This is a genomic window from Gammaproteobacteria bacterium (genome assembly GCA_013151035.1).
Taxonomy (GTDB): Bacteria; Pseudomonadota; Gammaproteobacteria; order JAADJB01; family JAADJB01; genus JAADJB01.
The window spans coordinates 24,285-46,211 of record JAADJB010000010.1 but is presented as its reverse complement, the minus strand read 5'-3'; the positions used below and the strand labels follow the sequence as shown (position 1 = coordinate 46,211).

Below are 21,927 nucleotides of genomic sequence, written 5' to 3'. Positions count from 1 at the left end.
TTACCCGATTATTCCTCAAGCATTAATCGACCTGTGTGAGATCCCTGTTATCGATAGACCACAGGATCAAGCCACGCTGATTTCATCTTTTCGTGATGCGTTAACACTTGCCAACAAGCATCTTCACCAGCACTTTGATCAAGGTGATGCGATTGAGAACCTGGTTCATTGCCGTAGTTTTTTTATTGATGAAATTCTACGCCGGATATGGGCGTACTGGCTACAGAATGATGCCAATAATCTAGCCTTACTTGCCGTTGGCGGCTATGGCCGTTCAGAGCTACTACCCGGTTCGGATATTGATCTAATGATCCTGTTGCCATCGGAAGAGAATATCCCGAATGCAGCCATGGCCTCCTTCCTGCAATTTCTATGGGATATTGGTCTGGAAGTGGGACATAGTGTCCGTACCTTGCAGGACTGTATCGAGCAATCCCGGCAAGACATCACCATTGCCACCAACATTATGGAATCACGCCTCATCTATGGTGATCAAACGCTGTATAAGGAATTAAAACAGATCGCCACCAGTGATGATATATGGACCAGCCGTGATTTTTTTGAGGCAAAAAGCAAGGAACAACAACTGCGTCATGCCAAATATCACGATACCGCTTACAACCTTGAGCCCAATATCAAGGAAGGTCCTGGAGGACTACGTGATATACAGATGATTGGCTGGGTTGCCAAACGCCATTTTGGTGCCGAGACATTAAAAGAACTGATCTCACACGATTTTCTCACCGAGGATGAATATCACGCCCTGTGGCAGGGACAGTGTTTCCTGTGGCAGGTGCGCTACGCCCTGCACCAGCAGACCGGCAGACGGGAAGACAGGCTATTATTTGATTACCAGCGCAACCTGGCAGAAAAGCTAGGCTATAGCGGTGAGGGCAACAAGGCCATCGAAGGCCTGATGAAACAGTATTATTGCACGGTGATGGAACTGGAACGCCTGAATGATATGTTATTACAACACTTCCAGGAGGCGATTCTATACACTGGCAATCAGTGTCCGGCACATATCCTTAATCGCAGATTTCATGTTATCCACGGGTTTCTTGAGGTCAGTGATGATCAAGTATTCGCACGCTACCCTTTTGCCTTGCTGGAGATCTTCCTGTTGATGGCACAACATCCTGAGATTAAGGGCGTACGGGCATCGACTATTCGACTGATTCGCGCTCATCTACACTTGATTAATGATGATTTTCGTCAGGATCTACGCTCGCGCAGTCTGTTTATGGAGATTATCCGTCAGCCACTAGGTGTTACCCATGAACTCCGACGGATGAATCGATATGGTGTATTGGCTGCTTATCTACCGGAATTCAACCATATTGTCGGACAGATGCAATACGATTTGTTTCATGCCTATACCGTCGATGAACACACCCTTTTTGTGGTAAGAAATATCCGTCGTCTAACCATTGATGAATTCTCCGAAGAACTCCCCTATTGCAGTGACATTATCAAACGCATACCTAAACTGGAGTTACTGATTATTGCCGGTATCTTTCATGACATCGCCAAAGGCAGAGGAGGTAATCACTCCGAACTGGGTGCCATTGAAGTGACCCGTTTTTGTCAGCAACATAGCCTCAGTAGTTATGATACTAATCTGATTGCATGGCTGGTACAGAGCCATTTATTAATGTCGACAACGGCGCAACGTAGAGATATCAGTGACCCTGATGTTATTCGTGAATTTGCTGCCCTGGTCGAGAATCCTCAACGCCTGAATTATCTGTATCTGCTAACCGTTGCCGATATCCGCGCAACCAATGCCAAGCTATGGACATCATGGAAGGGATCACTGTTACAGGAATTGCACATAGCAACCACCCGCGCCTTGCGTATCGGCCTGGATAATCCGGTTGACCATCAACAACACATTGATGCCATCAAGACCGATGCGCGATCATTGCTATCCGAAAGGCAGGTGACTGATCAGGCCATTGATGAACAATGGCAGTGGTTAAATGATGAGTATTTCGTCAGAAACACCGCTGAACAGATCTGTTGGCAAACCATGACTTTGATTAAACATAAGGGTAGCAATGAACCGCTGGTTGATTTTCGTCATGATTCAGAACGTGGTGGCACCGAGATTTTTATCTACACAAAGAACCGCGATGGCCTGTTTACCATAACCGCGCACCAACTTGATCAACTCTGCTTAACCATTGCTGATGCACGTACCGTCACATTGAAGAACGGCTATGCAATGGAGATTTTTGTGGTATTGGAAAGTTCAGGAGAAGACATCCGGGATCAACATCGTCTTGAGCAAATTCAAGCCAGTGTCAAACAACGTCTACTTGATATTAACAATAGTTTTAGTGAAATATCACGCAACAATCCAAGACAATTCAAGCATTTCAGAATATCGACTCGAATTGATATCATTAACAAGGCGGCTGAAAAATACACCATCGTTGAAATTATAACCGGCGATCATCCTGGTCTGTTATCACAGATTGGGCAGGTCTTTATACAATCGGATATACGGCTACATAATGCCAAGATTGCCACCTTTGGTTCAAAGGCAGAGGATGTCTTTTATATTACAGATCATGGTAACAGACCCATTAACGATCAAGACAGGCTCGATAAACTGCATCAACAACTCATACAGTCTCTGGAATCTGAACAGGAACAAGCTAAACAATGAACCCGGATCTTGACCGCTTACAACCCTATCCGTTTGAACGTCTGGCAAGGCTGAAGGATGGGGTGCAACCACCTGACACACTCTCCCACATCAATCTATCCATTGGTGAACCGCGCCATCAACCACCTGAGTTTGTTGCCGAAGAAATGTACGCACAACGTCAGGATCTGGGTAAATATCCGGTGACACGCGGTAGTATTGAGTTACGCACCAGCATTGTTAAATGGTTATCTAAACGGTTTCAACTACCCACCGGGAGCCTTGATGCTAACCAGCATATACTCCCGGTCACTGGCACCCGCGAAGCTCTGTTTGCGATTGCTCAGTGTCTGATAAACCCTGGTAAGGACAGCATTGTTGCCATGCCCAATCCCTTTTATCAGATCTATGAAGGGGCCTGTCTATTAGCGGGTGCCCAGCCCTTCTTTATTAATTCAGATCTGACTAAAAAAGATATTGATCTATTTAACAGCATTAGTGATTCGGTATGGGATCAATGTCAGTTACTCTATATCTGTTCACCGGGCAATCCCACCGGACAGGTGCTAAGCCTGGAATGTTTGCAGCGACTAATTAGATTGGCTCATCAACATGATTTTATTATCGCCTCCGATGAGTGTTACTCCGAAATTTATCCCGATGAGAACAACCCGCCCAGTGGCTTGTTGACAGCCTCACAGACGATGGGTAATAAAAACTTTTCTCGTTGCCTGGTTTTCCACAGCCTGTCCAAACGATCCAACCTGCCCGGCCTGCGTTCCGGCTTTGTCGCAGGCGATGCCGAGGTCATGCAGGTGTTCCATCTCTATCGTACCTATCAGGGATGTGCCATGTCCTTAGCGACACAAAAGGCCAGTACCCTGACATGGCAGGATGAGGGACACGTTAAGAAAAATCGGGATCAATACCGTGAGAAATTTACCGCTGTTATCAAGATTCTGTCAGCAGCCATCGATGTCAATGCCCCAAATGCCGGGTTTTATCTATGGCTTAAGACCCCAATTGATGATGAGATATTCTGTCAGCAGTTATTTGAACAACAACACGTCACCGTGGTGCCCGGCAGTTATCTGTCACGCAACACTGCCAGTGGAAATCCTGGTAAAAACTACATTCGTATCGCACTGGTTGCCGGGATTGATGAATGTATTGAGGCCGCCCATCGCATTCGTGACTATATTATCAAAAACACCCGGCTATAAATTTCATTTTTCAGAAGTGGGGTCTTTAGCCTCGTGCTATACCTACCCACATAAATATCACATTGCTTTTTCACTTCCCTTAACCATAATAAATAAGTTGTGTTTATTAACTAATCGTTTGAGGAGAGAAAAAATGAAGATACTAACGAAATTAGCAACGACTGGCTTATTGATTATTGCGACAGTGGTTTCATCAATAGTGAATACATCCTCATTGGCTTCGCGTTTGGGCGGACTGGCATTCTACGATGATATTGCAGACCTGACCAGGAAAATTAACCTGGGATATAGCCAATAGCTGGGCAGGAAATCTAGATATTTTAGGTGTTACAGGTTGGCGTTTACCCAACTCAGACACCTGTTCGGGTAACAACTGCACAGGTAGTGAGATGGGTGATTTGTTTTACAATATACTAGGAAATAGTGCGGGTTCATTAACGAACACATCGCCATTTAGCAATATCATGCACTCTTATTGGTCGGCTACAGAATATGTGCCTGGCGGTAGCACCGCCTGGTACTTCAAAATAGGTAATGGAGAACAGACCACCAATTATAAAAACTTTCTTATCTATGCGTGGGCCGTACACTCAGGTGATGTCGGTACAGGTGTCGTTCCTGTTCCTGCTGCTGTGTGGCTGTTTAGCTCAGGTCTTTTGGGGCTACTTTGTTTCACAAGACGTAAAATCAGTTAACCCATACGGATTAAAAAAGAGGTCTCGCATCACCGGAGACTTCTTTTTTATACACGAATATGCATCGACATCAATAAAAGGTCATCGTCGAATTCATCACCACCAAAGCCGGTTAACTCTTTTAGTAATGCCGCATTATATTCATGGGTGGATAAGTGTGTATTGGCAAGTATAAACTCAGATAAACGTGTTAACCCAAACTGTTCTTTATCCGCATTACGAGACTCGTGCACACCATCGGTATACAGAAAAAACTGATCCCCGGATTCAAATGTTAATTGTCCCGTCTGACATTGTATCGGCAAGGGGTGTTCAATCCCTATTGGAGTCGTCGTCGATGCCAGTTGATTAATCTGTTGTGTTCTATTCTGATAATGAAGCATGGGCGGATGACCTGCGCCAACATAGGAAACCTGATGGGTCTTGAAATTAAATATAGCGGTATAAAAGGTGGTTAATATACGTGCTGATAGAATGTGTTCGCATACCAGCGCATTTAACCGAATGGTTAATTCACAGGGACACAGGCTGATATGCGTTTGTGCCGCAACAAAGGCATTAATTCTCGCTGCAAATAATGCTGAACTTATGCCATGTCCCGCGACATCACACATACAGACAAAGACATTGTCACTGGGCAGTGGTATCACACTGCAATAGTCACCACCGACATAACCGTGTGGCTTGACAGTTATCGCTATATCAATATTATCGTCGAGGTAGTTTTCCGGTAAAAAACCATAGTGGATTTCTGCCGCCTCTGTTAACTCCTGATTATTCAAGGGGCCTCCTGAGTCACCGCTTGACCACGTATACCTTACAGAATCATCAGAATACTATCGTACTCCCATACGCAAAACAAACAAGGTTCCAGTTTTAGTGTCGAGAACACCCGGTAGGGTGCGCATTGCGCACCAACGCTCTTTAATGCGTAATACGCACCTTGCCTCAATCTCGATTTAAGAATCGCAGTTTTCAGCAATTTATGAAATAATCACCCCATTGGGCTATTCCGCCTGTTTAACCGTTTAAATTAAGGATCTTGTATTAATGAGTGATCTCCAGACAATTATCGACGAAGCTTTTGAACGTCGTGCAGAAATAACCCCGCGTAGTGTCGATACCCATGTGAAAGAGGCCGTACATGAGGCAATCAACCTCCTCGATTCCGGCAAGATGCGTGTTGCTGAGAAAAAAGACGGTGAATGGGTGGTGAATGACTGGCTCAAAAAGGCGGTATTACTATCATTCCGTATCGAAGACAATGAATTCCTCAAGGGTGGATTCACCAACTACTACGATAAGGTGCAGTCAAAATACGCTGATTTTAACTCGCGTGACTTCCGTGAAGCGGGCGTTCGTATCGTGCCGCCAGCAACGGCAAGAAAGGGTTCTTACATCGCACCTGGCGCTATCTTGATGCCCTCTTACATTAATATTGGTGCCTATGTCGATTCAGGCACCATGGTTGATACTTGGTCTACCGTGGGCTCCTGTGCCCAGATTGGCAAAAACGTTCACCTCTCGGGGGGTGTCGGTATTGGTGGTGTGCTGGAACCGGTACAAGGTCGCCCGACCATTATTGAAGATAACTGCTTCATCGGTGCGCGCTCCGAGGTTGTCGAAGGCGTGATTGTTGAGGAAGGTGCTGTTATATCAATGGGCGTTTACATCGGGCAAAGCACACGCATCTATGACCGGGAAAATGATGAGATTATCTATGGTCGTGTCCCTGCCGGTGCCGTTGTGGTATCTGGCTCGCTGCCATCAAAGGATGGCAAATACAGCCTCTATTGTGCCGTTATCGTGAAGCGTGTGGATGAGAAGACACGTTCCAAAGTAGGCATTAATGAATTATTACGTGATATCTAAGCCCCGTTTTGAACAAGGTTATTCTATACGGTATCAGTAACTGTGACACGGTACGCAAGGCCAGAAACTGGTTGCAACAGCAAGCCATTGAGTATGCGTTCGTGGATATACGCAAACAACCCTTGAGCAATAAACAGATCGAGGGCTGGCTACAACAGGTGGACTGGGAACAATTACTCAATCGACGCAGCACAAGCTGGCGACAACTCAGTGCCGATGAACGTAATAGCGTGGATAAAACCAATGTCGGTGCTTTACTGCTACAACACCCCACCCTGATCAAGCGTCCGGTATTATCACATCAGCAACAGTTACTGATTGGTTTTAACGAATCAATCTATCAACAACAATTGGGAAAACTCTGATCATGTCAGCAACACTCGAACTTGCACAGCAACTGATTGCCCGTCCTTCCATCACCCCGGATGATCAAGGTTGCCAGCAACTGATTGCCGAACGCCTGCAAGCGATGGGTTTTCATATTGAAAAACTGCGTTATGGCGAGGTTGATAATCTGTGGGCACGCCTGAATCAACAAGGTGAATTACTGGTGTTTGCCGGTCATACCGATGTCGTCCCCCCCGGCCCTGCCGATCAATGGGACTTCCCCCCCTTTGAACCTACTGTTCACAACGGTTATCTCTATGGTCGAGGTGCTGCCGATATGAAAGGCAGTATTGCCGCCATGATTACTGCCTGTGAACGGATGTTATCCAAGAACCCGGCACTCAAAGGTTCACTCGGATTTCTCATTACCAGTGATGAGGAAGGCCCGGCCCGTGATGGTACGGTAAAGGTTATTGAGCACTTGTCAAAACGTCAGGAATCCATCGACTGGTGTGTGGTCGGTGAACCGACCAGCACCGGCTGGGTTGGTGACATCATCAAAAATGGTCGTCGTGGTTCACTCAGTGCCAGTTTATGCATCAACGGCATACAAGGCCATGTTGCCTACCCTCATCTAGCGAATAACCCGGTACATCATTTCGCCCCTGCCCTGACCGAGCTGTGTGCCTGTGAATGGGATAAAGGCAATGAATCGTTTCCACCCACCAGCTTCCAGATATCTAATATCAATGCTGGCACCGGTGTCGGCAATGTTATTCCAGGTGAATTGCTAATAGAATTTAACCTGCGTTATTCAACCGAAACCAATCAGCAAGAAATAATGAACCGGGTTGAGCAACTACTGGATAAACACCACATTGATTACAACATCGAATGGTTTCATTCCGGCAAACCCTTTCTAACCACAAGAGGCGAACTGATCGATGCCACATGCGCGGCTATTCGTGATGTTGCCGAGATAGAGACCGAATTATCCACCAGTGGTGGTACCTCCGATGGTCGTTTCATTGCACCCACCGGGGCACAGGTTATCGAACTAGGCCCGGTTAACAGCACCATACACAAAGTTAATGAATGTGTATCCGTCGATGAGTTAGATCGCCTGTCACGCATCTATCAGCGCATTATGGAACGTCTGTTGTTCTAGTGGCCTGCGAAAATGGAAGAAAACGAATACCGTTCAAGCTACAATAAACTGGTCGATTACCCTTGTGTATTCGCTAAGGCTATTAACTCAACAAGTTGCTCCTGCCAACAGGTCAGAAAGATACAGATTGCCGACCGTATTGCACTCAATTGCAGTAATGCCAATGATCATCAACACTGCACTGCGCTGATAAAAAAGCTCCGCACAGCCGCACAATTTGTCCTGCACATGCCCGATATTGCCGGCACCCTGCCTCACAACAAGGAGATTCAGGTACAGATCGGTGGTATCAGAGGTATTGCCATGATGCTGAATCATCACAAGGATGTTAATAAGCCGGATATCCATGAGATATACACGCAGGCCATAGATACATTTGGTGATCTGGACAAACTGCCTTATAGTGAAATCGTACGTTATATCCTGCAAAGTAAAAGGCGCAAACGCCGTTCAAGGAAAAACGATGAAAATGATTAAATCACCGCTACATTACCTCTTGCTACTTGCTTCGTTCTGTCTAATCAATACATCACAGGCCGGTGAGTATCCTGATCAGCCTCATATTATCGTCAGCGGTAGTCATACCTTACGGGTAGAACCGGATCAATTACAGCTCAGTCTCAATATCAGTGATACCCAGCTCGAACTGGCGCGCGCCAGCCAATCGGTTGAGACTCGTTCAATAAAGCTAATCACTCGTGTTAAAGGCATAGGCATTAAGCCTGAAGATATACAGGCAACAGAACTTCGTATCACCCCTCGCTACAAGTGGCAAAACCAGGAACAGATTTTAACCGGCACCGAGGTCACGCGAATCATTAAACTAACCCTGCGTAATCTGGATAATTACAATCAATTAATCCAGCTCATACTGGATGCCAGAGTAGGTAGAATTAATAACACACAACTCTTCAATTCTAAACAAGAAGAATTGAGAAAACAGGCACTCAAGGGAGCCATACAGGATGCCAAAGATAAGGCGGAACTCATTGCTGCCAGCATCTCCCAGGCACTGGATGGAGTTTACTCGATTAATGCCTTATCCAGTCAGGCAATCCGACCTGTAGCCAGGATCTCGGTGCAGGAGATAGCCAATAACACCGCATTTGAACCGGGCCTGATTGAAATAACAGAGCGTATTGATGCCATTTTTTTACTGAAAAAATCAGCCCCATATTAAGGAAGCGTACTTAATCATTCTTTGTTATAGTGTTAACTCCTGTTCCGTTAACTCCAGAGACAGGGATTGTTCTTCTCTAACTCATCAGGCACTATTTTCTGGATTCAATAATGAATAACTTTATTAAGCGCTCTTATCGTCTCATTTTGCTCTTGTTATCACTCACCATCGGTAGCTATGGTTGCTCTATGGGACAAGTGGTTGTCCGTGGCTCTGCCCCCATCATGGATGGTGGTTTAGTAGCCATGAATCAGGAAACCGATCTTGAACTCGCCCATAGCGCAATCCCCGCTACCATCAAGATGATGGAAGGCATGTTGGAGGCTGACCCGGACAACATTGATGTTCGCATTTATGTTGCACAAGCCTTCTATGGTTATGCCTTTGGTTTTGTCGAAATGCAAAATTTCAAACGTGCTGCCCGTCTTTATCAACGCGGACTAAAACATGCCAGTATTGCATTAAGGCTCTCAGGCCTGGATGTCGACATCTACAACACCTCATTAGAAGAACTCCGCAGCAGTCTGGACAAGCTTGATGAAAGCGCTATCCCCGCCCTGTTCTGGACCGCATCCTGCTGGGCCAAATGGAGTGACATGAGTCGTGACAAGCCTGAGGCCATTGCCCAAATCACACGCGCCGCTAAACTAATGCGCCGCGTAGTGGAACTGAATGAAGACTATTACTATGGTGGCCCCAATCTGTTCTTTGCCATTTATTATGGCGCACGCGCGCCCATGTTCGGGGGTAATTTTGAACTCTCGGAGCAATACTTCGAACGGGCAAAAAAGACAACTCAGGGTCGCTTATTGATCGTCGATGTATTCTATGCCGAATATCTCGCACGACAAAAACTGGATAAACAGGCCTTCCATAATCGCCTGATGGCAGTCATCAATACTCCCCAGGGATACTTCCCGGAGATGGCGTTAGCCAACCAGATTGCACGCGAACGGGCGCATAAGCTCCTGCAATATGAAGAGGAGTGGTTCTGATGCGTTCTATTATTAAATCGAGCATTATTTTTCTGTGCATGAGCCTGTTCACTATGTTGCCCGCTCATGCCACCGAGACTAAAACCTATACCCTGAAATTTGCCACCCTCGCACCTAGTGGCACCACCTGGATGAACTTGTTGGAGGAATGGGCCGCCGAGGTCAAAGAAAAGACCCACGGTCAAATTATCTTCAAATTTTATCCGGGTGGTGTGCAAGGTGATGAACCGGATGTACTCAGAAAGATACGCTTTGGGCAACTTCAGGGTGCTGCCTTCTCCGGCTATGGTATCGGCAACATTTATTCACCTGCTCGCATCATGGAGATTCCGTTCCTGTTTGATGATCATGCCGAGATCGACATGGTACGTCATCATTTTATGCCCGACTTTGAACGTGGCTTCCGTAAAAACGGTTATGAATTACTCGGCTGGATGGAAATTGGCTTTGTCCGTTTTTTCTCCAAGGAACCCATCTACAACATGGATGACCTGAAGAATCGACGCATCTGGCTATGGCAAGGTGACCGTTTAGGCGAGGCGTTCTTCAAGGCCAGTGGTCTGGCTCCGGTGCCACTGTCCATTATTGATGTCTTCACCTCACTATCAACCGGTCTGCTCGATACGGTGTACTCCACCCCCCTCGCCTCGATTGCCATGCAGTGGTATACCAAGACCAAATATGTCACTAATGTTCCCATGCTTAATGCCATGGGTGCCATCGTGGTATCCAACCGCTTCTTCAACAAGCTACCCACAGACCTGCAAAAGATACTCAAAGACAGCGGTAAGATTATTGGTGAGCGTCTAATCAAAGCAACCCGTATTGATAATGAGACCAGTATCGACATCCTCAAACAAGAAGGACTAAAGTTTGTGCTTGATCCTGAGGATATTGATAAACAGGCAATGATCGAGATCAGGGATAACGCAGCCAAAGAACTCATTAAGGATAACTATCTCCCACAATCCTTCTTTGATACCACCCGCGTATTACTCAAACATCACCGTGAGATGACAGCCAACAACCCGGGGATGCCATGATTAAGCAGCTCAATGTTACGTTGAGATCATTGCAGAAGTACCTGACAAAAAGCGAGATCATATTAGCCTCATCCGCGTTACTATTGCTGCTCGGTCTTTCACTGGCACAGATTATCGCCCGCAATCTATTTGCCACCGGCTTCCCCATGGCCGACACCATCAGCCGACATATGGTGATTTATATTGCCTTCTTTGGCGCGATACTGGCAACAGAAGATCAACGTCACATCAAGATTGATGTACTTGCCGCCTGGTTATCATCACCATGGAAGGCTCGATTATTCCGACCACTACACCTGATAGGCAGTATCATTTGCTATCTGTTCACCCTCGCCGCCATTGATTTCTGGTATGACGGATGGAACTATGCCGCGCCAGGGGCTGAATGGATTGCGGCAATGAACCTCATCATCCCACTCGGATTCGGTCTGCTGACATTACATTTTCTATTGGCAGCGATACTCGGGCCCAAGACAAAAGACAGCGCCAACCTGTCCGACCTCAATCATCAATGACTAGTATTTTCATCCTTATTCTGGTGCTACTGGCCACCCTCGGTCTACCCTTGTTTGTCGTACTAGGGGCTGGTGGGCTGCTATCGGTTCAGATATCTGAGCTTGATCCTGCGGTATTGATTATTGAACTCAACCGTCTGGCATCTTCCCCAAATCTGTCGGCTATCCCCTTGTTCACCCTGGCGGGCGTGGTTCTCGCCGCGGGTGGCGCACCTAAACGACTGGTAACACTGTTTAACAACCTATTTGGCTGGCTACCCGGTGGGCTGGCTGTCGTTGCCCTGTGCGTATGTGCCTTTTTCACCGCCTTCTCCGGGGCATCCGGTGTCACCATCCTGGCACTCGGTGGACTGCTGTTCCCGATGCTCACCAAACAAGGTTATAACGAACGTTTCTCTCTGGGGCTGCTCACCTCATCCGGTTCCCTCGGTCTATTATTCCCCCCCAGTCTCGCCATCCTGTTATACGGCATCGTTGCCGGGGTTAATATTGATGAACTATTTCTGGCCGGTATCGTACCCGGTGTCATCCTGTTAGTCATGCTGGCAACCTACAGTATCTATACTGGCAATAATCAGGATATGCCGCGCCACACCTTCTCATCGGAGTCCTTAAAGAAGGCGTTGCGTGAAGGCATCTGGGATATCCTGTTACCCACCGGCATCATCGCTGGCATATTCGGCGGCTATGTCACGGTAAGTGAGGCATCCGCCTTTGCTGCCATCTATGTGCTCATATTAGAGATCGTCATTCACAAAAATATCGACCCACGCCAACAACTGATCCCGATCCTGCGTGACACCAGCACCTTAGTCGGTAGTATTCTCATCATCCTCGGCGTTGCCATGGGGCTAACCAACTTGCTGATTGATGCCGAGATCCCCATGCGCCTGCTGGCATGGATGGAACAACGGGTAGACACCCAGTTACAGTTCCTGATCCTGCTCAATCTGTTTTTACTCGTCGTCGGTTGTATGATGGATATCTTCTCTGCTACCGTTGTTGTCGTGCCACTGATTTTACCCTTGGCACAACGCTTTGGTATTGATCCGGTTCACCTCGGCATCCTGTTTCTGGCCAACCTGGAGATTGGTTACACCACACCCCCGGTGGGCATTAATCTGTTTATTGCCAGCCAACGTTTTAACCGACCGGTATTATCATTATTTGCCGCCGCCATTCCGTTCCTTGGTATCATGCTGTTGTGGTTGTTCCTGATCACCTATTTCCCAGTCCTGTCTTTGTGGTGGAGAGATTAAAAGCAGCATGCTAACACTTAAAAAACTCAGTGCCGAACGTGGCGACCGTCATCTCTTTAGCAATATATCACTCGAACTCAACGAAGGGGAACTGCTACATGTTCACGGTGAGAACGGTTCGGGTAAGACAACATTGTTACGCATGCTCTGTGGCCTCTTCCAGCCCACCGAGGGTGATATTTTATGGAAGGGCCAAAGCATCCATGAACTAAGAGAAGAATTCGCTGAAAACCTACTCTATATTGGCCACAAAGGAGGCATCAAGGACGACCTCAGCGCGATAGAAAACCTGACGATAGCCTTATCCCTCAATGGTACACCGATTAATGAAGAACAGGCCTCAAATGCCCTCGCAAGAATGGGGCTAACAGGATTTGAGGATCTACCCGTTAAACTCCTGTCACAAGGGCAAAAACGACGCGTTGCCCTGGCACAACTACTGCTCAGCGCAGCAACGCTATGGATTCTTGATGAACCCTTTGTTGCGCTCGATAAAGACGCAGTAACCGATCTACAACAAATCATCCGCGAACATATTGGCAATAAGGGCATGGTGATCCTGACTACACACCAAGAGGTGACACTTACCCGTGGTGAGGTTAAACAGTTACATCTAGGAAGAAAGGTCAATGATAACCAGTCTTTTTGAATTCATCACCTTTCAAACAAAGGCTGGGAATAACTTTCATCTAATAATGCAGGTTTTTTCCAAAAATAACCCTGTCCAAAATCAATCCCTTTGTTGCTGAGTAAATTTGCAATATTTAATGTCTCAACACCTTCCGCAACTATTTCAATGCCTTTGAATCTATTTTTCACCGTTAAAATCATATCTATGAAGGCATGATCAATAGCATTATCCAGTGCGTTATCTATATCCAGGTTTTTAATGAAAGACTGATCTAGTTTCACTTTTACTTTTTTTAATAAGGCAGGGCTTTCTTTTTCAACTTCAACTAAAACATCGTACCTCAACTTTTGAATGGGGAAATTCTTGGTTCCAAAATCATCAATAGCCAAAGAATAATTATTAGTTAATGTTTTTATTACAAAATCAGTTAAACCTTCATTCGATTTTTCATTAATTTCTAAGGTTATATTTTCAGAATTAATAGCGTGTTTTTCTTCTAATTGTTTTAAATAATCAAAAAAATCAAGTTTATTTTTAATGGTTTCAGCAGAAATATTTATTGTCGCCATATAATCTTTATTTAATATAGAAGACATTTGATTTAATTTTTTATAGGTGGTTTCCAAAATCAATATATCTAATTCAATTAAACTATCACTGTTTAATTTAGGGAATACCTCGTCAGGATATAACATATTACCTTCGTTATTTAAAAATCGACTCAAGATCTCAAAATATTGTAGATTTGCGTCATTACTTTTCAAATTAATGATTGGTTGTGCATGTATTAATAATTTATCCACATCAATTATATTTTTTAAATTTGACATATATTCTTTCGTTTTCCCATTTCACAAAGATAAATACTTTAAAATTTAATTCGCTTAACGATCATCACTTTATCATAGAAAACACATTAGGCAATTTTATTTAACCGCACTCAGAAGTGCAGCATTCGCTTGAATCCTATAAAATCCCCCCATGCTTAACGCCTTTACCACCATCATTCGTCGTGATCTCACCCTGGCTCTACGTCATCCATCGGATGTCTTCTCTACCTTGTTCTTTTTTGTCATCGTGGTGAGCCTGTTTCCGTTGGGTATTGGCCCCGAGAGTGATACCCTGCGTCTGATTGCGCCGGGCATTGTCTGGGTGGCGGCTCTACTCGCCTCGATGCTGGCGCTGGAACGACTGTTTTCCATTGATTTTGCCGATGGTACGCTGGAACAATTGCTGTTAACGCCACAGCCTCTCTATATCCTGGTGCTGGGCAAGATTATTGCCCATTGGCTACTCACGGGGCTACCACTGGTACTGATGTCTCCGGTTCTGGGGCTGCAATACGATCTCTCGCTGGATGCTCTGGCGATGTTGATCATCACCCTGCTACTCGGCACCCCCGTGTTAAGCCTGATCGGGGCTATCGGGGCAGCCCTTACTTTGGGGCTGAGGGGCGGTGGTGTATTGATCTCACTACTGGTACTCCCATTAACCATTCCGGTACTGATCTTTGGTGCGGGTGCGGTTGAGGCGAGTGTCTCGGGGTTGGGAGGAACGGGACATCTCTACATGCTGGGCGCAATTATGCTAATATCACTGTTTTTCGCGCCCTTGGTCGCGGCCATTGCACTCAGAATATCGACCGAGTAACTGATACATCGTGAAATCGCAATTAACACACTGGTTCAAATTCGCTTCCCCTGCCACATTCTATACCCTGGCAGGCAGGATGATCCCCTGGTTTGGCTGGATAGCCATTATTCTGCTGGCTATCGGGCTCTACCTCAGCTTTTTTGTCGCGCCAACAGATTACAAACAAGGTGAAGGCTATCGCATCATATTCATTCATGTCGGTGCTGCCTGGATGTCGATGTTTATCTATCTGATTATGGCGGGTTGGTCCTTCCTCGGTCTGGTCTTTAATACCCGTTTGTCAGCAATGATGGCCTCAGCACTTGCCCCGACCGGTGCTATGTTTACCTTTTTAGCCCTGTGGACAGGCGCCTTCTGGGGTAAACCGATGTGGGGCGCATGGTGGGTCTGGGATGCCCGACTCACCTCTGAACTGATCCTGTTATTCCTCTACATCGGCTTTATTGCCCTGAAATCAGCGATTGATGATCCACGCCGTGCCGACCGTGCCGGAGCCTTACTAGCCATTGTCGGCGCGGTTAATATCCCGATTATCTATTACTCGGTGCAGTGGTGGAATACTCTGCATCAAGGCTCATCCATCGCGGCGCAATCAGGCACTTCTATGGATGAGGTCATGCTTATGACCATGCTGATTATGGCACTCGGCTTCTGGGCCTACACCATTGCCGTATCCTTGATGCGGGTACGCCTTATTATTCTTGAACGAGAACGTAATACCTCATGGGTACGCAATCTGTTTGGAGATCCATCATGAATAGTGTGGCTGAGTTTTTTTATATGGGAGGGTATGCTCTCTATGTCTGGGGATCTTTTGGTGTTACCGCGCTGATGATGATTGCTGAACCCGTCATCCTGAAAAAACGAAAGATAGCCACTGAAAAAAGAATGAAACGAATAGCCACACTGCATGTCCGACAGAAACAATAAGCCCACATAGAATCCACTGTATGAAAGCTAGACAAAAACGATTTATCCTCCTCTCCATCGGTGTTGTGGTGATTATATTAGCCACTTGGCTGGTATTCAACGCTCTGGGCAACAATATGTCTTACTTCTTCTCACCGACCGAGGTGACAGAAGGAAAGGCACCTAAGGGGCATCTGTTTCGACTGGGTGGTCTGGTGGAATCCGGCTCACTGCAACGTGGCAAGGAACTCACCGTTCGTTTCAACGTAACCGATAATGCCAACCAGGTATCCGTCGCTTATACTGGCATCCTGCCCGACCTCTTCGCTGAGGGTCAGGGGGTTATTGCTCAGGGCAAAATGGGGACTGATGGCATCTTTATCGCCGAAGAAGTGCTCGCCAAACATGATGAAAACTATATGCCACCCGAAGTTGCCGAGGCACTGGAAAAGGGACGGCAGCAGGGGAACCCGCAATGATCCCGGAGCTTGGACAAATAGCCCTCATCCTGGCCCTGTGCATGGCACTGATCCAGGCGATTCTACCCACCATTGGCGCACATAAGGGAATCGACTCATGGATTGCGGTTGCCAAACCGGCAGCACAGGCACAGGTCGTCTTTATGCTGTTTGCCTTTGGCCTGCTTGTCTATGCCTTTCTGGTACATGATTTTTCAGTTAAATATGTCACTGCCAATTCCAACAGCTTATTACCCACGCTCTACCTGGTCTCAGGTGTCTGGGGTGGGCACGAAGGTTCACTGCTGTTATGGGCTGTTATTCTCTCGGTCTGGACAGCCGCAGTCACCTTTTTCAGTCGCAGTGTTCCCGTATTGATGGTCGCTCGCGTGGTCGGTGTCATGGGCATGGTCAGCGTCGGCTTCCTGCTCTTTATGCTGCTCACTTCCAACCCCTTTGATCGGCTGCTCACGGTGCCGCTAGAAGGTCGTGATCTTAATCCATTATTGCAAGACCCCGGTCTGGCGATTCATCCACCCATGCTCTACATGGGTTATGTGGGTTTCTCAGTGGCCTTTGCCTTTGCTATTGCTGCCATGCTCGGTGGTCGTCTCGACTCGGCATGGGCACGCTGGTCACGCCCCTGGACCAATATCGCCTGGGTCTTTATGACCCTGGGCATTGTGCTCGGTAGCTGGTGGGCGTACTACGAATTGGGCTGGGGTGGCTGGTGGTTCTGGGATCCGGTGGAGAATGCCTCATTCATGCCCTGGCTGGTCGGTACAGCGCTGATTCATTCGCTGGCAGTCACCGAGAAACGCGGAGCATTCAAGGCGTGGACAGTGCTGTTGGCTATTCTCACCTTTTCATTGAGTCTACTCGGCACCTTCTTAGTGCGTTCCGGTGTACTCACCTCGGTACATGCCTTTGCTACAGATCCCGAACGCGGGATCTTTATCCTGATCTTCCTGGTGGTGGTGATCGGCGGTTCGTTGGTGCTTTATTCATGGCGTGCCAGCCAGATTCGTTCCACCGTCAAATTTGCCCTGTTTTCACGCGAGAGTGGTCTGCTTATTAATAATGTTCTGCTGGTGGTGGCAGCGGCAAGCATCCTGCTGGGCACCCTCTATCCGCTTATTATTGATGCCCTCGGTATTGGCAAGATTTCGGTCGGCCCACCTTATTTCAATAGTGTCTTTATCCCGCTTACCATACCGTTGGCACTATTAGTCGGTATCGGCGCCCTGTTACGCTGGAAGCAGGACAAGGTCTCGGTCATCGCCAAAAAGCTACGTCTACAGGCAATCTTGGCAATCGCCCTGGGACTGCTGTTCCCATTCACCATGCCATACTATAGCGCGTCTGCGGCACTGGGTATGGTGCTCGCGTTCTGGGTAATGTTTACCACATTGGTATGGATTCAACAACGTAGTGAAAGAAAAGGCTGGGGACATGCCCTGAGTAGCATTTCACGCGGTGGTTGGGGCATGATCAGCGGGCACACAGGTATTGCTGTCTTTATCATTGGTGTCACCCTGGTCTCGGTTTACAGTACCGAAAAAGATGTCCGTCTTGCCCCGGGGGAACACTATCAACTCGGTGGTTTTGACTTCCAGTTTAATGGTGCCACTGACTTCCAGGGCCCTAACTACAGCGGGGCTATGGGAGAAATCGTTGTTAGCCGTGATAAGCAACATATTGCAACCTTGCACGCGGAAAAGAGAAATTATCTTTCCGGTATGCCGATGACTGAAGCCGGCATTGATGCCGGGATTACCCGCGACCTCTTTGTTGCCCTCGGTGAACCCCTGGGTGATGAGGGTGCCTGGAGTCTGCGCATCTACCACAAACCTTATATTCGCTGGATTTGGATGGGCGGTATATTAATGGCACTCGGCGGACTGCTCGGTGCCAGTGACAAGCGTTATTTCCGTTCAAGGCAGAGGACGCGCTAATGAAGTCACGCCACCTGATTCCACTGGCCATTTTTCTGGCTTTGGTCGTCCTGCTCGGCATTGGGCTGACCCTTGATCCACGCAAGGTACCCTCGCCCTTTATCGATAAACCGGCTCCCGCCTTTGATCTACCACAGTTATACGATAACACCCTCAGGCTCACTCCCAAGGATATGAAAGGTCAGGTCTGGTTACTCAATGTGTGGGCCTCATGGTGTGTCTCATGTCGTGCTGAACATCGGGTCATTACCGCCCTTGCCAACACCCGTGAGGTCAATATTATCGGTCTCAATTATAAGGATGAACGTGTCGATGCTCTGCGCTGGCTACAACAGTTCGGTAACCCTTACGCCGCATCCGTCTCTGATCTGAAGGGACGCACCGGTATCGACTACGGGGTCTATGGTGTACCGGAAACCTTTGTTATCGACCAACACGGTATTATTCGCTACAAACAGATTGGCCCGGTCACCGACCAGGCCGTTGCCGAGATCATCCTGCCGCTGATTCGCAAGCTAAAATCGGGGGCATCATGATTCAGCTCAGGCAAGCATTTAGATGTTTTGTCCTGCTGTTCTTAATGTTTGGCTCAACGGCTCAGGCCGGTATTGAGACCCACAACTTTGATGACAGCAACAAGGAAGGGCTCTACAAAGAACTCGTTAGTGAGCTACGTTGCCTGGTTTGTCAAAATCAAAATCTGGCAGACTCTAATGCTAAGCTCGCCATCGACCTGCGTCAGCAGACTTATGAGATGGTACAAGCGGGTGCATCAAAGGCCGACGTTATCGACTACATGGTTCAACGCTATGGCGATTTCGTGCTCTATCGCCCACCCTTTCAAAGTTCCACCCTGCTACTTTGGTTAGGCCCCTTTATCATCCTTGCCCTGGCCTTACTGGGTCTACTCAAATATATCCGTGGACGTAATCAGGTCACCGACCCTGAGATCAGTAAAGAAGATCTCGAACGTGCCAAACGTCTGCTTGGCGAAGATCAGGACACCAAACAACCATGATGACTTTCTGGATAATCAGCGCCATAATGATCGCATTAGCCATCGCCTTTATTGCACCGGCCCTGCTGCGCAAACAACAACAGAGTGAAGGCAAGGAATACCGTGATGGACAGAATGTCGCTATCGCGCGTGAACACCTGCATGACCTTGATGAGGAACTGGCCAATGGCACGCTGACACCCGCACTCTACGATCAGTCAAAGCTGGAGATCGAACAAACCCTGCTATTCGACCTGGAGGAGCAAGGGACAATAGCTCAAGCAAACAAGCATTCCCGTGCTGGAAAAATGGGATTCATTGCTGTTTTAATTGCAATTCCGCTGTTAACCATACTGCTTTACCAACAGATTGGTACACCGCAATTCATCGATGCCAGCACCACCACGATGCCAGCACAACACAGCGGCTCCCCACTCCCCAGCCTTGAACAAATGGTTGCCAATCTGCAACGAAAACTGGAACAAGATCCCGACAATGCTCAAGGCTGGTATCTGATGGGACGCACCCTGATGTCGATGAAGAAATATACCGGTGCAGTTGATGCCTATGAAAAGACCAACCGCCTCGCCGCCAATGAACCCACCGTAATGTTGGCACTGGCCGATGCCATAACCATGGCTCAGGGCGGCGATATGACAGGTAGGCCGAGCGAACTGGTATTTGCTGCCATTGCCATAGACCCGAACCATAGCACTGGATTATGGATGGCAGGGATGATTGCAGAGGAACAGGGCGAAAATGAAAAGGCACTCGATTTATGGCTACGTCTACGTCCGCTGCTAAGTGCGATGCCTGAAGAAGTCGAAGCACTCGACCGTTTAATTAAACGTGTTGCCGGGAAACTCAATAAGGATGTATCACAGTTACTGACAACCACATCCGCCAATCCGAACAATACCGGCAATATTGGAGCCAGCATCAAACTCAGCATACAGATTGATAAGGTTCTCGCTGGTAAGGTAAAGGGTGAAGAGACTCTATTCATCTATGCCAAGGCCATGCAAGGCCCACGTTTCCCGCTTGCTGCTGCCCGCTATCAGGTAAAGGATCTACCGCTAACGATCACACTGGATGACTCTAATGCCGTTATGGCTACAGCAAAATTATCCAACTTTAAACAGATACGCGTTGGTGCAAGGATCTCCTACTCGGGTGATGCTATCACCCATAGCGGGGATTTGATTGGTGAGGTGCAGGACATCACTGTAGGGCAGGAAGCGGTTACGATTATTATTGATCGGGTGTCACCTTAAAATAAAGGTCTGTGGTACGCGCTTGAGGGGACACAGCTAAAAACCAGCTATGTCCCCACTTCGGAGTGGTGCGGGGTGGGGCGGTCTCTATTATTCTTAATGACTCCCTTCTCCTTTATGCGTAAAATCATATCAAAACATTCTTTGGAGTCATCACATGAGTAATATCCAACACCACCGTTTATTGATCCTTGGATCAGGGCCTGCGGGCTATACCGCTGCAATCTATGCGGCACGCGCGAATCTTAATCCAGTTATTATCACGGGTATGCAACAGGGCGGGCAGTTAACCACTACTACTGAGGTTGAAAACTGGCCCGCAGGTGCGCCGGATCTACAGGGTCCCCAACTGATGGATAGCATGCGGGAACATGCGGAACGCTTTGACACCGAGATTATCTTTGATCATATTCACACCACAGACCTGCAACAGGCACCCTATCGTCTTGAAGGTGACAGCGCTATCTATACCTGTGATGCACTCATTATTGCCACTGGTGCATCCGCCCGTTACCTGGGGCTGGATTCAGAAGAGGCCTTCAAAGGACGGGGTGTTTCTGCCTGTGCCACCTGTGATGGGTTTTTCTATAAACAACAAGCCGTCGCGGTTATTGGCGGTGGTAATACTGCGGTTGAAGAGGCGCTTTATCTGGCTAATATCGCCTCACACGTTACCCTGGTGCATCGTCGCGACAGCTTGAAGTGTGAAAAAATCCTGCAAGATCGTTTATTCAAAAAAGTTGAGGAAGGCATTATTACTGTCGAATGGAATCACAATCTGGATGAGGTACTGGGTGATGCACAGGGCGTAACCGGTCTGCGTCTGGCTCATGCTCGTGATGGCAGCACGAAAAAGATTACGGTCACCGGTGTCTTTATCGCGATTGGCCACAAGCCCAATACCGATATCTTTGATGGACAGGTCGATATGGAACATGGCTACCTCAAGATACAAGGCGGCAGCCAGGGTGATGCCACAGCCACCAGCGTCAAGGGTGTATTTGCCGCCGGTGATGTCGCGGATCACATCTATCGTCAGGCGATCACCTCAGCCGGTGCAGGCTGTATGGCAGCACTGGATGCCGAACGCTATCTGGATAACCTGGACCAATAGGAGACA

25 protein-coding genes are annotated in these 21,927 nt (G+C 47.6%); 23 read left to right on the top strand and 2 right to left on the bottom strand.

The genetic code is table 11. The features are described 5' to 3' along the window. Nucleotides 1-40: 40 nt before the first annotated feature. The 4 genes from glnD (at nucleotide 41) to GXP22_02040 (ending at nucleotide 4,571) form a co-directional block, all read left to right on the top strand. Complete coding sequence (glnD, locus tag GXP22_02055) at nucleotides 41-2,674, top strand: [protein-PII] uridylyltransferase (protein ID NOX08269.1); 2,634 nt, start codon at nucleotides 41-43, stop codon at nucleotides 2,672-2,674. Further along, nucleotides 2,671-3,876: a succinyldiaminopimelate transaminase gene (dapC, locus tag GXP22_02050; GenBank protein NOX08268.1), complete on the top strand. Its 1,206-nt coding sequence runs from the start codon at nucleotides 2,671-2,673 to the stop codon at nucleotides 3,874-3,876. Before glnD ends, dapC begins: the two co-directional genes overlap by 4 nt. A gap of 133 nt (nucleotides 3,877-4,009) precedes the next feature. Further along, a complete protein-coding gene (locus tag GXP22_02045) occupies nucleotides 4,010-4,174 on the top strand; it encodes a hypothetical protein (protein ID NOX08267.1) in 165 nt (54 codons plus the stop codon). Continuing rightward, nucleotides 4,164-4,571, top strand: a complete 408-nt coding sequence (locus GXP22_02040; protein NOX08266.1) for a DUF1566 domain-containing protein — start codon at nucleotides 4,164-4,166, stop codon at nucleotides 4,569-4,571. Before GXP22_02045 ends, GXP22_02040 begins: the two co-directional genes overlap by 11 nt. Nucleotides 4,572-4,618: 47 nt before the next feature. Here the strand turns inward: GXP22_02040 and GXP22_02035 are convergent, their stop codons facing one another. Further along, nucleotides 4,619-5,353: a serine/threonine-protein phosphatase gene (locus tag GXP22_02035; GenBank protein NOX08265.1), complete on the bottom strand. Its 735-nt coding sequence runs from the start codon at nucleotides 5,351-5,353 to the stop codon at nucleotides 4,619-4,621. 268 nt (nucleotides 5,354-5,621) lie between these two features. Between GXP22_02035 and dapD the strand changes: the two genes are divergently transcribed. The 10 genes from dapD (at nucleotide 5,622) to ccmA (ending at nucleotide 13,579) form a co-directional block, all read left to right on the top strand. After that, the gene (dapD, locus tag GXP22_02030) at nucleotides 5,622-6,443 is read left to right on the top strand and encodes a 2,3,4,5-tetrahydropyridine-2,6-dicarboxylate N-succinyltransferase (GenBank protein NOX08264.1); all 822 of its coding nucleotides are present in this window, start codon (nucleotides 5,622-5,624) and stop codon (nucleotides 6,441-6,443) included. A 20-nt stretch (nucleotides 6,444-6,463) separates the two neighbouring features. Then, nucleotides 6,464-6,808: an arsenate reductase gene (locus GXP22_02025; GenBank protein NOX08263.1), complete on the top strand. Its 345-nt coding sequence runs from the start codon at nucleotides 6,464-6,466 to the stop codon at nucleotides 6,806-6,808. A gap of 2 nt (nucleotides 6,809-6,810) precedes the next feature. Then, entirely contained in the window at nucleotides 6,811-7,938 is a 1,128-nt protein-coding gene (gene dapE, locus GXP22_02020) for a succinyl-diaminopimelate desuccinylase (GenBank protein NOX08262.1), read from the top strand. Nucleotides 7,939-7,950: 12 nt separating this feature from the next. Beyond that, a complete protein-coding gene (locus GXP22_02015) occupies nucleotides 7,951-8,415 on the top strand; it encodes a hypothetical protein (GenBank protein ID NOX08261.1) in 465 nt (154 codons plus the stop codon). Beyond that, a complete protein-coding gene (locus tag GXP22_02010; protein NOX08260.1) occupies nucleotides 8,402-9,118 on the top strand; it encodes an SIMPL domain-containing protein in 717 nt (238 codons plus the stop codon). Before GXP22_02015 ends, GXP22_02010 begins: the two co-directional genes overlap by 14 nt. Nucleotides 9,119-9,228: 110 nt before the next feature. Further along, the gene (locus tag GXP22_02005) at nucleotides 9,229-10,113 is read left to right on the top strand and encodes a hypothetical protein (protein NOX08259.1); all 885 of its coding nucleotides are present in this window, start codon (nucleotides 9,229-9,231) and stop codon (nucleotides 10,111-10,113) included. Then, nucleotides 10,113-11,156, top strand: coding sequence for an ABC transporter substrate-binding protein (locus GXP22_02000; GenBank protein ID NOX08258.1), 1,044 nt, complete (start codon nucleotides 10,113-10,115; stop codon nucleotides 11,154-11,156). The genes GXP22_02005 and GXP22_02000 overlap by 1 nt, the downstream gene beginning before the upstream one ends. Next, nucleotides 11,153-11,671 (top strand): TRAP transporter small permease, encoded by a 519-nt coding sequence (locus GXP22_01995; GenBank protein NOX08257.1) that lies wholly within the window; start codon nucleotides 11,153-11,155, stop codon nucleotides 11,669-11,671. Before GXP22_02000 ends, GXP22_01995 begins: the two co-directional genes overlap by 4 nt. Then, nucleotides 11,668-12,930, top strand: a complete 1,263-nt coding sequence (locus GXP22_01990; protein ID NOX08256.1) for a TRAP transporter large permease subunit — start codon at nucleotides 11,668-11,670, stop codon at nucleotides 12,928-12,930. The genes GXP22_01995 and GXP22_01990 overlap by 4 nt, the downstream gene beginning before the upstream one ends. A 7-nt stretch (nucleotides 12,931-12,937) precedes the next feature. Continuing rightward, the gene (ccmA, locus tag GXP22_01985; protein NOX08255.1) at nucleotides 12,938-13,579 is read left to right on the top strand and encodes a cytochrome c biogenesis heme-transporting ATPase CcmA; all 642 of its coding nucleotides are present in this window, start codon (nucleotides 12,938-12,940) and stop codon (nucleotides 13,577-13,579) included. A 5-nt stretch (nucleotides 13,580-13,584) separates the two neighbouring features. On the opposite strand, the gene GXP22_01980 is transcribed toward ccmA, so the two are convergent. Then, nucleotides 13,585-14,391, bottom strand: coding sequence for an EAL domain-containing protein (locus GXP22_01980; GenBank protein ID NOX08254.1), 807 nt, complete (start codon nucleotides 14,389-14,391; stop codon nucleotides 13,585-13,587). Between the two features lie 151 nt (nucleotides 14,392-14,542). Here GXP22_01980 and ccmB point away from each other — a divergent pair, with 151 nt between their 5' ends. The 9 genes from ccmB (at nucleotide 14,543) to trxB (ending at nucleotide 21,921) form a co-directional block, all read left to right on the top strand. Continuing rightward, nucleotides 14,543-15,211: a heme exporter protein CcmB gene (gene ccmB, locus GXP22_01975; GenBank protein ID NOX08253.1), complete on the top strand. Its 669-nt coding sequence runs from the start codon at nucleotides 14,543-14,545 to the stop codon at nucleotides 15,209-15,211. Between the two features lie 79 nt (nucleotides 15,212-15,290). Further along, complete coding sequence (ccsA, locus tag GXP22_01970) at nucleotides 15,291-15,971, top strand: cytochrome c biogenesis protein CcsA (GenBank protein NOX08252.1); 681 nt, start codon at nucleotides 15,291-15,293, stop codon at nucleotides 15,969-15,971. Beyond that, nucleotides 15,968-16,144, top strand: coding sequence for a heme exporter protein CcmD (ccmD, locus tag GXP22_01965; GenBank protein ID NOX08251.1), 177 nt, complete (start codon nucleotides 15,968-15,970; stop codon nucleotides 16,142-16,144). The genes ccsA and ccmD overlap by 4 nt, the downstream gene beginning before the upstream one ends. Nucleotides 16,145-16,164: 20 nt before the next feature. Then, nucleotides 16,165-16,602: a cytochrome c maturation protein CcmE gene (gene ccmE / locus GXP22_01960; protein ID NOX08250.1), complete on the top strand. Its 438-nt coding sequence runs from the start codon at nucleotides 16,165-16,167 to the stop codon at nucleotides 16,600-16,602. After that, the gene (locus GXP22_01955) at nucleotides 16,599-18,536 is read left to right on the top strand and encodes a heme lyase CcmF/NrfE family subunit (protein ID NOX08249.1); all 1,938 of its coding nucleotides are present in this window, start codon (nucleotides 16,599-16,601) and stop codon (nucleotides 18,534-18,536) included. Before ccmE ends, GXP22_01955 begins: the two co-directional genes overlap by 4 nt. Beyond that, entirely contained in the window at nucleotides 18,536-19,072 is a 537-nt protein-coding gene (locus tag GXP22_01950) for a DsbE family thiol:disulfide interchange protein (GenBank protein NOX08248.1), read from the top strand. The genes GXP22_01955 and GXP22_01950 overlap by 1 nt, the downstream gene beginning before the upstream one ends. Nucleotides 19,073-19,116: 44 nt before the next feature. Further along, on the top strand, nucleotides 19,117-19,554 hold the full coding sequence (locus tag GXP22_01945) for a cytochrome c-type biogenesis protein CcmH (protein NOX08247.1): 438 nt from the start codon (nucleotides 19,117-19,119) through the stop codon (nucleotides 19,552-19,554). Further along, on the top strand, nucleotides 19,551-20,807 hold the full coding sequence (gene ccmI / locus GXP22_01940; GenBank protein ID NOX08246.1) for a c-type cytochrome biogenesis protein CcmI: 1,257 nt from the start codon (nucleotides 19,551-19,553) through the stop codon (nucleotides 20,805-20,807). The genes GXP22_01945 and ccmI overlap by 4 nt, the downstream gene beginning before the upstream one ends. 157 nt (nucleotides 20,808-20,964) lie before the next feature. Next, nucleotides 20,965-21,921 carry a thioredoxin-disulfide reductase gene (gene trxB, locus GXP22_01935; protein ID NOX08245.1) on the top strand — a complete coding sequence of 319 codons (957 nt, stop codon included), beginning with the start codon at nucleotides 20,965-20,967 and terminating at the stop codon, nucleotides 21,919-21,921. Nucleotides 21,922-21,927 lie beyond the last annotated feature (6 nt).

What these genes read in the sequence shown, in the direction of transcription:
- dapE (NOX08262.1), top strand. Translation starts at nt 6,811, where the DNA reads ATGTCAGCAACACTCGAACTTGCACAGCAACTGATTGCCCGTCCTTCC.
- GXP22_01945 (NOX08247.1), top strand. Translation starts at nt 19,117, where the DNA reads ATGTTTGGCTCAACGGCTCAGGCCGGTATTGAGACCCACAACTTTGAT.
- GXP22_02045 (NOX08267.1), top strand. Translation starts at nt 4,010, where the DNA reads ATGAAGATACTAACGAAATTAGCAACGACTGGCTTATTGATTATTGCG.
- GXP22_01980 (NOX08254.1), bottom strand. Translation starts at nt 14,391, where the DNA reads ATGTCAAATTTAAAAAATATAATTGATGTGGATAAATTATTAATACAT.
- dapC (NOX08268.1), top strand. Translation starts at nt 2,671, where the DNA reads ATGAACCCGGATCTTGACCGCTTACAACCCTATCCGTTTGAACGTCTG.
- trxB (NOX08245.1), top strand. Translation starts at nt 20,965, where the DNA reads ATGAGTAATATCCAACACCACCGTTTATTGATCCTTGGATCAGGGCCT.
- GXP22_01950 (NOX08248.1), top strand. Translation starts at nt 18,536, where the DNA reads ATGAAGTCACGCCACCTGATTCCACTGGCCATTTTTCTGGCTTTGGTC.
- ccmD (NOX08251.1), top strand. Translation starts at nt 15,968, where the DNA reads ATGAATAGTGTGGCTGAGTTTTTTTATATGGGAGGGTATGCTCTCTAT.
- GXP22_01995 (NOX08257.1), top strand. Translation starts at nt 11,153, where the DNA reads ATGATTAAGCAGCTCAATGTTACGTTGAGATCATTGCAGAAGTACCTG.
- dapD (NOX08264.1), top strand. Translation starts at nt 5,622, where the DNA reads ATGAGTGATCTCCAGACAATTATCGACGAAGCTTTTGAACGTCGTGCA.
- GXP22_01990 (NOX08256.1), top strand. Translation starts at nt 11,668, where the DNA reads ATGACTAGTATTTTCATCCTTATTCTGGTGCTACTGGCCACCCTCGGT.
- GXP22_02005 (NOX08259.1), top strand. Translation starts at nt 9,229, where the DNA reads ATGAATAACTTTATTAAGCGCTCTTATCGTCTCATTTTGCTCTTGTTA.
- ccmE (NOX08250.1), top strand. Translation starts at nt 16,165, where the DNA reads ATGAAAGCTAGACAAAAACGATTTATCCTCCTCTCCATCGGTGTTGTG.
- GXP22_02010 (NOX08260.1), top strand. Translation starts at nt 8,402, where the DNA reads ATGAAAATGATTAAATCACCGCTACATTACCTCTTGCTACTTGCTTCG.
- GXP22_02015 (NOX08261.1), top strand. Translation starts at nt 7,951, where the DNA reads ATGGAAGAAAACGAATACCGTTCAAGCTACAATAAACTGGTCGATTAC.
- ccmA (NOX08255.1), top strand. Translation starts at nt 12,938, where the DNA reads ATGCTAACACTTAAAAAACTCAGTGCCGAACGTGGCGACCGTCATCTC.
- GXP22_02000 (NOX08258.1), top strand. Translation starts at nt 10,113, where the DNA reads ATGCGTTCTATTATTAAATCGAGCATTATTTTTCTGTGCATGAGCCTG.
- ccmB (NOX08253.1), top strand. Translation starts at nt 14,543, where the DNA reads ATGCTTAACGCCTTTACCACCATCATTCGTCGTGATCTCACCCTGGCT.
- GXP22_01955 (NOX08249.1), top strand. Translation starts at nt 16,599, where the DNA reads ATGATCCCGGAGCTTGGACAAATAGCCCTCATCCTGGCCCTGTGCATG.
- ccsA (NOX08252.1), top strand. Translation starts at nt 15,291, where the DNA reads ATGATCCCCTGGTTTGGCTGGATAGCCATTATTCTGCTGGCTATCGGG.
- ccmI (NOX08246.1), top strand. Translation starts at nt 19,551, where the DNA reads ATGATGACTTTCTGGATAATCAGCGCCATAATGATCGCATTAGCCATC.